The sequence below is a fragment of the Pseudomonas sp. GW101-3H06 genome (genome assembly GCF_059424605.1).
This window is the reverse complement of sequence record NZ_JBWKZO010000001.1, coordinates 3054504-3067032: the sequence shown is the minus strand read 5'-3', so window position 1 is coordinate 3067032 and position 12529 is coordinate 3054504. Positions and strand designations below refer to the sequence as shown.

Sequence of the window (12529 nt, the reverse complement as noted above, 5' to 3'; positions counted from 1 at the left end):
ACCTGTGGGAGACGGTTCAGGGCTTGACCTTGCGACGCATCACACCATTGATGACCACTACGACCACCGCCACGCCAATGGCGATGTACTGGAACAGTTTTTCGCTGATAACCCCGGTGTTCTGCAAATAAGTCAGGCCAAACATGATCCCCAGCACGGCCAGGGCGATCAGAAGGGAATATTTCAAACGTTGCGACTGGGTCATTGGCCATTTCCTGAATGTAAGCCTGAAACTGAAAAAAAAGTATCCGCTTTGTATCCGCATGCATGCCAAGCCCCTGCCGTTTTCCGGGGATGGGGCGCAGCAAACAGGCTCTCATGTTACAGCCGATGAAACGTTTTGGCTTCATTGCGGCGATCACCATGAGGATTTTCAAATGTGGCGTCGAATCACACTGCTGATTCCCCTGCCGGCCCTGCTTTCCCCGAGCGGCTGTGTCGTCTTCCCCCACGGTGGCTGGCACCATGACCGTCACTACGATGACCGGGGCTGACCGGTTGATTACCCGCATCGTTAGCAACCCCCGACCTTCTGCAGGAGCAGAGCTTGCTCGCGAACACAAAACTGACAAATCTGTAATGTCGCCCTCATCTGACTGACAGCTTTGATCTAAGATCATGAAGCTGGCCAGCTTGTAGTAATTCGAAACACACCTTGAAGGTATGGCCGGAAAAACCGGTCAAAATGCGTTTTTTTCGCCCGCAATCCGAGACCCGTCACGACATGCGAATCCCTCTGCGTCTGGCTGCCTTGAGCGCCCTGTTCATTTCCTCCCTGGCCCAGGCCGCCGACCTGATCCCGATCGAAGTTCACCGCGACGCCAATTGCGGCTGCTGCAAGAAATGGATCAGCCACCTGGAGGCTAACGGTTTCAAGGTCGAGGATCATGTCGAAGCCAACATGAGCCAGTTCAAGCAAACGCATGGCGTGCCACCGCGCCTGGCGTCGTGCCACACCGCCTTGATCAACGGCAAATTCGTCGAAGGCCATGTCCCGGCCGATCAGGTATTGGCCCTGAGCAAGCGCGATGACCTGCTGGGCGTGGCCGCACCCGGCATGCCCATGGGATCACCGGGCATGGAAATGGACGGCATGAGCGATGCCTATCAAGTGATCGGCCTGAAAAAGGACGGCACGGATGTCATCGTGGCGGACTACCCCGCCCATTGATCTTCGGCGCCTACATCAGTTTGTTTCTGGCGGCCTTCGGTGCCGCTACGCTGTTGCCCCTGCAATCCGAAGCCGTGCTGGTCGGCCTGCTGCTCAGCGACCGGTATTGGCTGTGGTCACTGCTGGCGGTAGCAACACTGGGCAATGTCCTTGGTTCGCTGGTCAACTGGTGGCTGGGGCGTGCCATCGAACGCTTGCGCGACCGGCGCTGGTTTCCGGTCAGCCCTGCCCATCTGGAAAAAGCCCGAATCCATTATCAGCGCTATGGTCATTGGTCGTTGCTGCTCAGTTGGCTGCCGGTGATCGGTGATCCGCTGACCCTGGTTGCCGGGGTAATGCGCGAACCACTGGGGCGCTTCCTGCTGATCGTGACGCTGGCCAAAGGGGCCCGTTATGGGGTGCTGGCCCTGGCCACTGTGGCCTGGATGGGTTGAACCAACCGACGTGGTCATTGCCTGTTTAATGTCGCCCTAATCATGCCGATCCAGCATCGGCGGATGTCCTATGGAGTTCACCCATGCCCTTGCCCCTCACCCGCAGACTGTCCGGTCTGCTGCTGACCGCCATACTGCCCGTCATCGCTCACGCCGAACCCCCGGCATATGGCCCTGAACTGCAAGGTTTCGAATACCCCTACACGGTCAAGCATTTCGCCTTCGAGTCTCAGGGTAAATCCCTGCAGATGGGTTACATGGACGTCGCCGCCCATGGCAAGGCCAACGGGCGCAGCGTAGTGCTGATGCACGGCAAGAATTTTTGCGGCGCGACCTGGGAAACTTCGATCAAGGCCCTGAGCGACGCCGGCTACCGGGTCATCGCCCCGGATCAGATCGGCTTTTGCACGTCCAGCAAGCCGGACCACTATCAATACAGCTTCCAGCAACTGGCGAACAACACCCAGCAATTGCTCAAGGCCCTCGGCATCCAGAAAGCCACCCTGCTCGGCCACTCCACCGGCGGTATGCTCGCCACTCGCTATGCCTTGCAATACCCCGAACAGGTCGAACAACTGGCCCTGGTCAACCCTATCGGCCTGGAGGACTGGAAGGCCCTCGGCGTGCCTTATCGCACGGTGGATCAATGGTACGAACGCGAGCTGAAGCTCACGGCCGAAGGGATCCGCAACTACGAACGCAACACGTATTACGGCGGACGCTGGAAGCCTGAGTTCGACCGCTGGGTGGACATGCTCGCCGGCCTGAACAAAGGCCCGGGGCATACGCAAGTCGCGTGGAATTCGGCCCTGATCTACGACATGATCTTCACCCAGCCGGTCTACTACGAATTCCGGAACCTGAAGATGCCGACGCTGTTGCTGATCGGTACGTCCGATACCACGGCCATCGGCAGTGATATCGCCTCCCCGGAGGTCAAGGCGAAAATCGGCCACTACGACGTTCTCGGCAAACAAGTGGCCAAACTCATTCCCCAGTCGACCCTGGTGGAATTCCCCGGCATGGGTCACGCACCACAGATGGAGGAGCCGGCGCAGTTTCACAAGGCGTTGCTTGACTGGCTGAACAAAACCAACCCCGTGCGTTAATGAGGTAAGGCTGATGGCGGTGCAGATTGCAGTGATTGACGATTGGCAAGACGTGGCCCGAAACGTGGTCGATTGGTCCCGGCTGGAAGACATCGGCCAAGTGAGTTTTATCCACGACTACCCCGCCGACAATGAAACCCTGGCGCAGCGCCTGGAATCCTTTGAAGTGATCTGCGTGATGCGCGAACGCACCCGGTTTGATGAAGACCTTCTGCGCCGCTTGCCGAATCTCAAGCTACTGGTGACCGGTGGCATGCGCAACGCCGCGCTGGACTTCAAGGCCGCTGCCACCCTGGGTATTCAGGTGTGCGGCACGGACAGCTACAAACACGCTGCGCCCGAACTGACCTGGGCCTTGATCATGGCCGCGACCCGCAACCTCGTGGCCGAAGCCAACGCCTTGCGCGACGGCAAGTGGCAGCAAGGCCTGGGGGGCGATCTGCATGGCAAGACTCTGGCGATCCTCGGCCTGGGCAGCATCGGCCAGCGTGTCGCCCAGTTCGGTCAGGTCTTCGGGATGCGCGTGATTGCCTGGAGCGAAAACCTCACCGCGCAACGAGCCTCGCAAGTGGGCGTGACCTATGTCAGCAAGCAGGAGCTGTTCGAGCAGGCTGACGTATTGTCGGTTCATCTGGTCCTCAGCGACCGCTCCCGAGGACTGGTGGATGCCGAGGCCCTGGACTGGATGAAACCTTCGGCACTGCTGGTCAATACTGCGCGCGGGCCGATTGTCGATGAGGCTGCGCTGATCAAGGCCTTGCAGAAGCGACGTCTGGCGGGCGCGGCGCTGGATGTGTTCGATGTCGAGCCGTTGTCGCCTCATCATCCGTTTCGGACCCTGGAGAATGTGCTGGCAACGCCGCATGTCGGGTATGTCAGCCAGCAGAACTACCAGCTGTTTTTCTCGCAGATGATCGAGGATATCCGGGCGTGGTCTGGGGGGGAGCCGATTCGGTTGCTGAACTGATACCGCGTTATCGTTCATCGTCCGAACGCCGCCCGGAGCAAGCCCGCTCCCACAGTGGATTTTCAGTATTAGGAGATCCCTGTGGGAGCGGGCTTGCTCGCGAAGAGGCCAGAACAGACACCGCACAACCCAAACCATGCACCGCAATGGTGCAAAGCAATTGTTCACCCACGCACACCGATGTGACAGTCCTGCTTCATTTTCATCCGATTTCACAAAAAAACCTGCCCTTCGTCGGTGCGCAAGCCTCGTTATCCGGCACGTCCGTACCTCTTTAAACCGATTGTCGAACAATTTTGCCATTTGGGCTTTACCGCTCTAAGTTCTGGTCTAGGCTGACTTTCGCGGGGCGAAACCGGTCGGTCACAAAGCGGAAAAATAATCGAAACTTTTGCCGTTTGTGGTCGGTCGACTGAAAGGAAGGTGCGTTGCGACTGGTGCAATCCTTGCAATGGCTACTCCACCCAAACTGCTTCAGCGCATTGGGCAGCGCTTGCTCACCGATGTGCAGCGCTTTTGCGCCCGGCCACAGGATGTTTGGCCAATGAAATACCGTTTGCCAGAGCTAAGAATTAGATCAACAACACGGGAGACTCATATGATCAGTGCGGTTTTAGATGTTCAGGGAGAACGTGCTCATCAGCATGTCGGCGAATCGAGCGCCGTAAGTGCTCCCACTGCCCTGTCGATCAACGTTACCGCCACCAGAACGCTGACCCCGGTGGCCAAACAGAATCCCAATCGGAAAAAAGTGTTGTTCGTCACATCAGAGATTGCCGACCTGGTGAAAACCGGCGGTCTGGGTGATGTTTCTGCCGCACTGCCCCGGGCCATGACCCATCTGCACGACGTGCGAGTGTTGATTCCCGGTTACCCGCAGGTGCTGCACAGCGAAAACCCGATTCACATCATTGGTGAGCTGGGCGGGCATGCCGCGCTGCCACCCTGCAAGATCGGGCGCATGGACATGCCCGATGGCCTGGTCATTTACGTGTTGATCTGCCCCGAGCTCTATGAGCGTGAAGGTTCGCCCTACGGCGCCAACAATGGCCGCGACTGGCCGGATAACCACATTCGCTTCGCCCGCCTGGGCCTGGCCGCAGCCGATATCGCTGCCAATCTCGCACAAATTCACTGGTGCCCGGACCTGGTGCACGCCCACGACTGGCCTGCCGGCCTGGCGCCCGCCTACATGCACTGGCGCGGACAGCGCACACCAACATTGTTCACCATCCACAACCTGGCATATCAAGGTGTGACCAGCCTGGCTTCGTGCCCAGAACTGGGCATCCCCCATCATGCGCTGCAACAGGAAGGCATGGAGTTCTACGGCAAAATGTCGTTCCTCAAGGCCGGCATGGCCTATTCCAGCCACATCACCACGGTCAGCGCGACCTACGCCCAGGAGATCACTACCCCGGCCTTTGGTTGCGGTCTCGACGGTTTTCTTGCCGCCAAGACCCAGCAAGGTCTGCTCAGCGGCATTCCCAACGGCATCGATGAAAGCTGGGACGCCGCCACCGATACGCACCTGTTCCGTCCCTTCAGCATCGGCGACTGGGAAGGCAAGGCGGTCAATGCCGCCCACGTGCGTCAGTTGTTCGGCCTCGATGACTCCGAAGGCCCGCTGTTTGCCGTGGTGTCGCGACTGGTCTACCAGAAAGGCCTGGATCTGACCGAAGCGGTTTCTGAATACATCGTCAAATCCGGCGGGCAGATTGCGATCATCGGTCGTGGCGAGCCGGAAGAAGAACAAGCCATGCGCGAACTGGCCCTGCGCTTTCCCGGGCAGATCGGCGTACGCATCGGGTTCAATGAAACCGATGCCCGCCGCATGTTTGCCGGCAGCGACTTCCTGTTGATGCCTTCGCGCTATGAACCCTGCGGCCTGAGCCAGATGTACGCCCAGCGTTTCGGCTCGTTGCCGGTGGCGCGCAACACCGGCGGCCTGGCCGACACCATTGAAAACGGCGTGACCGGTTTCCTGTTCGACGAATCCACGGTGGAGAGTTATCAGGAGGCCCTGAGCCGAGCGTTCCATGTGTTTGCCTTCCCCGATCTGCTGAACGCCATGCGCTGCCGGGCCATGACCCAGCCTTTCAACTGGTGCCAGGCGGTCGAACCCTATGCCGAACTCTACGAACAGCTTGTGGCTAAAGCCCTGGGGAAATCGAACAAACAGTAAGAGGCTTTCAAGATGCCGTTACGGACCCTTGAGACCTGGCCCCACGGCGCAATCATGCTGGACGCTGAACACACGCAATTTGCGTTGTGGGCGCCAGATGCGTTCTACGTCAGTGTCGAACTGGAAAATGGACAGTCCTTGCCGTTGTTGCCTCAGGCTGACGGTTGGTTCGTGATCAACACCCGCTGCCCGGCGGGCACGGGTTACCGCTACAACATCGACGGCGAACTGGAGGTGCCGGACCCGGCTTCTCGCGCCCAGGCAGGGGATATCGACCAGCACAGCCTGGTGGTCGATCCCCACGCCTACTGTTGGCAACACAGCACCTGGCAGGGCCGTCCGTGGAACGAGGCGGTGATTTACGAGTTGCACGTCGGTGCGCTCGGCGGCTTTCAGGCCGTCGAGCAGCATTTGGCGCGCCTGGTTGAACTGGGGATCACCGCCATCGAACTGATGCCCGTGGCGCAATTTCCCGGTGACCGCAACTGGGGCTACGACGGGGTCCTGCCCTACGCGCCCCAGGCATCCTACGGCTCGCCCGAACAGCTCAAGCATCTCATCGACACCGCCCATGGCCACGGCCTGGCGGTGATTCTCGACGTGGTCTACAACCACTTCGGCCCGGACGGCAACTACCTGCACCGCTACGCCAAGAGCTTCTTCAATGAAGACAAACACACACCTTGGGGGGCGGCGATCGACTTCCGCCAGCGCGAGGTGCGCGACTTCTTCATCGACAACGCCTTGATGTGGTTGCTGGAGTATCGCTTTGACGGCCTGCGCCTGGACGCCGTGCATGCCATCGAAGACCCGGACTTTCTCCAGGAACTGGCGCAACGGGTACGCCAGCAGGTCGACCCGCCGCGTCACGTCTGGCTGATGCTGGAAAACGAACACAATCAGGCCAGCCTGCTGGAGCAAGGTTACGACGCGCAGTGGAATGACGATGGCCATAACGCCCTGCACGTACTGTTGACCGGTGAAACCGACGCCTACTATGCCGATTATGCGCACAATCCCACCGAACAACTGGCCCGCTGCCTGAGCCAGGGTTTCGTGTTTCAAGGTCATATCAATCGCCATGGCAAACCCCGTGGCGAACCCAGCGGGCACTTGCCGCCCAGTGCCTTCATTCTGTTTTTGCAAAACCACGACCAGATCGGCAACCGCGCCTTTGGTGAGCGCCTGCATCAACTGGCCCATCCCGACGCCTTGAAAGCCGCCACCGTGCTGTTGCTGCTGTCGCCGATGATTCCGCTGCTGTTCATGGGTGACGAGTATGCCGCCGAGCAACCGTTCCTGTTTTTCACCAGCCACCACGGCGAGCTGGCGCGGCTGGTGCGCGAAGGACGGCGCAATGAGTTTGCCGCGTTCAGTGCATTTGCCGATCCACACAAACGCGAACAGATTCCCGATCCAAATGCGCCAGAAACCTTCGAAGCGTCCCGACCTGCGGTGAGCGCCGGCAGCGCTTCGGCCATTCACGATTTGTATCGCCGGCTTTTGCAGATTCGCCATCAGCAGATCATCCCGCGCCTGCCGGGCGCCCAGGCATTGGGCGCAGAAAGGCTCGCCGATGGCGCGGTCTCGGCGCGCTGGTTGCTCGGCGACGGCAGTCTGTTGCGCATAGACCTGAACCTCGGCAACACGCCGGTGGTCCACACCCCACAGGCCGATGCACGGCTGTTGTTCGAGCATCCTCCACACGCTTTCGGCCTGCTGGATAAAGGCACGCTTGCCCCGTATTGCGCGCTAGTCACCCTCAAGGCCGCAGCCCCTTTGCTACCCCCGGATGGAGAGCATCAATGAGCGATGCGCAACTTGAAATACTGGCGGGACATGCCGGTCTGGCCGTTGACTGGATCGACGCCAATGGTCGCCCGCAAAAAGTCGCACCCTCGGTGTTGCGCAATGTCCTGACCGGGCTCGGCCACCCGGCCGGCAGCGCGCAGGAAATCGACGCCAGCCTGCTCGACTTGCAAGAGGTGCAACAGACCCGTCACCTGCCGCCGTTGCTCACCGCCGACGTCGGTGTCGGGCTCAGCCTGGCGCATTACTTCGAGCCGCAAACACCGTGCGAGATTCACCTCGAAGACGGTTCGGTGCTTACACTCAAACTTGACGCCGAGGCAACGCTGCCGGGGCTCGTTCCTGTCGGTTACCAGCAGGTCAGCATCGACGGGCAAACCTTCACCCTGGCCGTGGCCCCTGAGCGCTGCTACAGCGTGGGCGATGCCGTTGAAAACCCGACGCCTCGCGCCTGGGGCCTGAGCGCGCAGCTGTACGCCTTGCGCCGCGCCGGCGATGGCGGGTTCGGCGATACCCAGGCCCTGGAAGACCTGGCCAGGGTCGCCGGTGAACGCGGTGCCGAGGCGTTGGCGATCAGCCCGCTGCACGCCATGTTCGCCAGCGACAGCCAACGCTACAGCCCCTATTCGCCGTCCAGTCGTTTGTTCCTCAACAGCCTGTACTGCGCGCCCGGCGCGATCCTTGGCGAACGAGCATTGCGCGCCGCCATCGACGCCACCGGCCTGGCTGACGAACTGCGGCATCTGGAAAATCTGCCCCTGATCGACTGGCCGGCCGCCGCCGAAGCCAAGCATCGGCTGCTGGAAGCGCTGTATGACGGCTTCGTCCAGGGCGAACACCCGTTGCACGCCGACTTCAGCAGCTTCCGCCACGCCGGTGGCGAAGCCCTGGAAAACCACTGCCGGTTCGAAGCCATTCAAGAGGCGCGTGCCGCCAAGGGCGAAGACCTCGACTGGCGGCACTGGCCCGAGCAATGGCGCAATCCGCGCAGTACGGCCCTGGCCGAATTTGCCGAGGAAAATGCCGGACGCATCGGCTTCTTCGCGTTCTGCCAGTGGCTGATCAGCCGCTGCCTGGAACGCGCGCAAGCCGCTGCACGCAGCGGTGGCATGAGCATCGGCCTGATTGCCGATCTGGCCGTCGGTGCCGATGGCGGCGGCAGTCAAGCCTGGAGCCGGCAGGACGAACTGCTCGCCTCCCTCACCGTCGGCGCGCCACCGGACATTCTCAACCGCAGCGGCCAGGGTTGGGGGATCTCCGCGTTTTCCCCCGAAGGCCTGGTGCGCAACGGCTTCCGCGCCTTCATCGAAATGCTGCGCGCCAACTTTGCCCACGCCGGTGGCCTGCGCATCGATCACGTCATGGGACTGCAACGCTTGTGGGTGATCCCCAATGGTGCACCGCCCGCCGATGGCGCTTACCTCTATTACCCGGTGGACGACCTGCTGCGCCTGCTGACCCTCGAGTCCCATCGCCACCAGGCCATCGTTCTCGGCGAAGACCTCGGCACCGTGCCGGACGGCCTGCGGGAAAAACTCATCGCCCGTTCGATGCTCGGCATGCGGGTGTTGCTGTTCGAACAGGACAACACCCACTTCAAGCCGATCCTCGACTGGCCGGACAACGCCCTGGCGACCACCAGCACCCATGATTTGCCAACCCTCAATGGCTGGTGGCATGGCCGTGATATCGACTGGAATGCCCGACTGGGCCTGATCGACGCCAACACTGAAATCGAGTGGCGCCAACACCGTGAACGGGAACGCGAAGGCCTGCGACGAGCATTGAGCCAGGACCCGCAGAACTTCCGGGAAGAATCCCATGAAACCGACCAGGTGCTCGACGCCAGCGTGCGTTTCCTTGGCCATACCCGCGCGCCGCTGGTGTTGCTGCCGCTGGAAGATGCCCTGGGCATCGAACAACAGGCCAACCTGCCCGGGACCATCGACACCCATCCCAACTGGTCGCGACGATTGCCGGGGTATAGCGAAACCCTGCTCGATGAGCCCGACGCGGCCCGACGCCTGGAACTGCTTGCTTGCGCAAGGCTTCAGGCGGCCGAGCGTGACCAATGACCCAAAAGCCAATGCAACCGCTGCGGGCCACCCTGCGCCTGCAGTTCCATAAAGGTTTTACCCTCTACGACGCGGTTCCACTGGTGCCGTACTTCGCCCGCCTCGGCATCAGCCATGTGTATGCCTCGCCGCTGCTGAGCGCCCGCGCCGGCTCCATGCATGGCTACGACGTGGTCGACCCGACCACCGTCAACCCGGAGTTGGGTGGCGAAGCGGCGTTGCATCGCCTGGTCAGTGCGTTGCGCAGCCAGAACATGGGGCTGATCCTCGATATCGTTTCCAACCACATGGCCGTCGGCGGCAGCGACAACCCTTGGTGGCTGGACTTGCTTGAATGGGGGCGACTGAGCCCCTATGGCGAGTTCTTCGACATTCAGTGGCATTCGCCCGACCCGTTGATGGAAGGCCAACTGCTGTTGCCGTTTCTGGGCAGCGACTACGGCATCGCGCTGCAAGACGGCAACCTGCCCCTGCGCTTCGATGCGCAGCGCGGCGCCTTTCACGTCGAGCATTACGACCATCACTTCCCGATCTGTCCCAGCCATTACGGCGAACTGCTCAAGACCGATACCGACCCGCTCAAGTCGCTGGCCGACCGTTTCAGCACCCTGAGCTATCAGATGGACGCGCACAGCCTGGCCGAGCCCCTGAAAGAGGAACTGCGCGAACTGGCCAGCGATCCGCAAATACGCCAGGCCATCGAACACAACCTTGAACACTACGACTCATTGACCCCGGAAGGCTTCCAAAAACTGCACAGCCTGCTGGAACGCCAGAGCTATCGTCTCGCCAGTTGGCGTACCGCCGCGGACGACATCAACTGGCGGCGTTTTTTCGATATCAACGAACTGGGTGGGCTGCGGGTAGAACGTCCGGCGGTGTTCGAGGCGACCCACGCGAAGATCTTCCAGTTGGTGGCGGACGGCCTGATCGATGGCCTGCGCATCGACCACATCGACGGCCTCGCCGACCCTCGGGGTTACTGCCGCAAACTACGGCGCCGGGTCGACAGCCTGGCACCGGGCCGGCACCTGCCGATCTATGTCGAGAAGATCCTAGGGGAAGGTGAGACCCTGCACCGCGACTGGTCGGTGGATGGCACCACCGGCTATGAATTCATGAACCAGTTGTCGCTGCTGCAACACGCTCCCGAGGGCGAAAAAACCCTGGGTGAACTCTGGCACCGCTACAGCGAACGCCCGGCCGATTTCAGCCAGGAAGCGCAACTGGCCCGCCAGCAGATCCTCAACGGTTCTTTGGCCGGGGATTTCGAAAGTGTCGCCCAGGCCCTGCTGCAAGTGGCCCGGGATGACCTGATGACCCGCGACCTGACCCTGGGTGCGATCCGTCGCGCGTTGCAGGCGCTGATCGTGCATTTCCCGGTGTACCGCACCTACATCAGCTCCCTCGGCCGGTCGGCCCGGGATGACGTGTTTTTCCAGCACGCGATGAGCGATGCCCGACAAACCCTCAGCGAAGCCGACTGGCCGGTGCTCGACTGCCTGGCCGGCTGGCTGGGTGGCGAGCCCTGGCGCAAACGCCCGGCGGGACGGGCGCGCAAGCGGCTCAGGCACGCCTGCGTACGCTTTCAGCAATTGACCTCACCGACGGCGGCCAAAGCAGTGGAAGACACCGCGTTCTATCGCTCGGCCGTGCTGCTGTCGCGCAATGACGTTGGGTTCAGCACCGAACAGTTCAGCGCACCGATCGCCGACTTTCATACCGCGTGCGTCCAACGCCTGGCCGAGTTCCCGGACAACCTGCTGGCCACCGCCACCCACGATCACAAACGTGGCGAAGACACCCGAGCGCGCCTGGCGGTTTTGAGCGAGCGCAGCAGCTGGTACGCCGACCAGATCGGCCTGTGGCGTGCCCTCGCCCGGCCACTGCGCCTTGATGATCATTCACCGTCTCCGGCCGATGAGTTGATCCTGTATCAAGCGATCCTCGGCAGCTGGCCGCTGGAGTTGCGCAGCGATGACCAGCCCGCGCTGGAGGACTACGCCACGCGCCTCTGGCAGTGGCAACGCAAAGCCCTGCGCGAAGCCAAGTTGCAAAGTAGCTGGAGCGCGCCAAACGACACCTACGAACAAGCGACCCAAGCGTTTGTCCAGGGCCTGCTGCTGACGCCGGAAGGTGAGCTGCTGCGCTCGGCCCTGGGCAAAGCCGCACAAGCCATCGCCGTCCCCGGCGCACTCAACGGTTTGGCGCAAACCTTGCTGCGCATGACCGTGCCAGGGGTGCCGGACCTCTATCAGGGCAATGACTTCTGGGACTTTTCCCTGGTCGATCCGGACAACCGTCGGCCGGTGGATTATCCCAGTCGCCAGCAGGCCCTGCAGCCATCTGCAGACCTCGCTGATGTGCTGGCGAACTGGCGTGACGGGCGCATCAAGCAGACCTTGATTGCGCACGCGTTGAGCCTGCGTGCCGAGCATCCGGAACTGTTTCGACGGGGCACCTACCAGCCGCTCGAAGTGCTTGGTAGCCAGGCGCATCGCGTACTTGGATTTGTTCGGGAACATGAGGGTAAACGGGCCATCGTGATCGTGCCGATACGTTGCGCGTCGCTGCTGGAAAACAGTGCCGAACCCCGGGTGAGCGCGCTGCAGTGGGGCGATACACGGGTCCATTTGCCGTTTGCTACCGCTGGAGAAAATCTCAAGGGACTTTTTTCAAGCATCGTAGTCACAAAACACAGGGAGCTGACGATCAGCGCCGCGCTGGGGGATTTCCCGGTCAATCTCATTATTCAAATTAACCACACTTGAGTTGAGTC

The 12529-nt window shown here is 61.2% G+C and carries 9 protein-coding genes; 8 read left to right on the top strand and 1 reads right to left on the bottom strand.

Translation table 11 applies throughout. The annotated features are described in order from the left end of the window. Nucleotides 1-16 precede the first annotated feature (16 nt). Nucleotides 17-205 carry a hypothetical protein gene (locus AC07ZE_RS14085; protein WP_095194134.1) on the bottom strand — a complete coding sequence of 63 codons (189 nt, stop codon included), beginning with the start codon at nucleotides 203-205 and terminating at the stop codon, nucleotides 17-19. Between the two features lie 519 nt (nucleotides 206-724). On the opposite strand from AC07ZE_RS14085, the gene AC07ZE_RS14080 reads away from it, so the two are divergent. The 8 genes from AC07ZE_RS14080 (at nucleotide 725) to AC07ZE_RS14045 (ending at nucleotide 12521) form a co-directional block, all read left to right on the top strand. Next, nucleotides 725-1171, top strand: a complete 447-nt coding sequence (locus AC07ZE_RS14080; RefSeq protein ID WP_207267814.1) for a DUF411 domain-containing protein — start codon at nucleotides 725-727, stop codon at nucleotides 1169-1171. Continuing rightward, a complete protein-coding gene (locus AC07ZE_RS14075; protein ID WP_207267813.1) occupies nucleotides 1171-1605 on the top strand; it encodes a YqaA family protein in 435 nt (144 codons plus the stop codon). Before AC07ZE_RS14080 ends, AC07ZE_RS14075 begins: the two co-directional genes overlap by 1 nt. An 83-nt stretch (nucleotides 1606-1688) precedes the next feature. After that, nucleotides 1689-2714, top strand: a complete 1026-nt coding sequence (locus AC07ZE_RS14070) for an alpha/beta fold hydrolase (RefSeq protein ID WP_207265333.1) — start codon at nucleotides 1689-1691, stop codon at nucleotides 2712-2714. A gap of 13 nt (nucleotides 2715-2727) precedes the next feature. Beyond that, nucleotides 2728-3681 (top strand): D-2-hydroxyacid dehydrogenase family protein, encoded by a 954-nt coding sequence (locus AC07ZE_RS14065; protein ID WP_207265332.1) that lies wholly within the window; start codon nucleotides 2728-2730, stop codon nucleotides 3679-3681. A 598-nt stretch (nucleotides 3682-4279) separates the two neighbouring features. Beyond that, nucleotides 4280-5866, top strand: a complete 1587-nt coding sequence (gene glgA, locus AC07ZE_RS14060) for a glycogen synthase GlgA (protein ID WP_207265331.1) — start codon at nucleotides 4280-4282, stop codon at nucleotides 5864-5866. Between the two features lie 12 nt (nucleotides 5867-5878). Next, the gene (gene treZ, locus AC07ZE_RS14055; protein ID WP_207265330.1) at nucleotides 5879-7675 is read left to right on the top strand and encodes a malto-oligosyltrehalose trehalohydrolase; all 1797 of its coding nucleotides are present in this window, start codon (nucleotides 5879-5881) and stop codon (nucleotides 7673-7675) included. Beyond that, nucleotides 7672-9750: a 4-alpha-glucanotransferase gene (gene malQ / locus AC07ZE_RS14050; protein ID WP_207265329.1), complete on the top strand. Its 2079-nt coding sequence runs from the start codon at nucleotides 7672-7674 to the stop codon at nucleotides 9748-9750. The genes treZ and malQ overlap by 4 nt, the downstream gene beginning before the upstream one ends. Next, nucleotides 9747-12521, top strand: coding sequence for a malto-oligosyltrehalose synthase (locus AC07ZE_RS14045; protein WP_207265328.1), 2775 nt, complete (start codon nucleotides 9747-9749; stop codon nucleotides 12519-12521). The genes malQ and AC07ZE_RS14045 overlap by 4 nt, the downstream gene beginning before the upstream one ends. Nucleotides 12522-12529 lie beyond the last annotated feature (8 nt).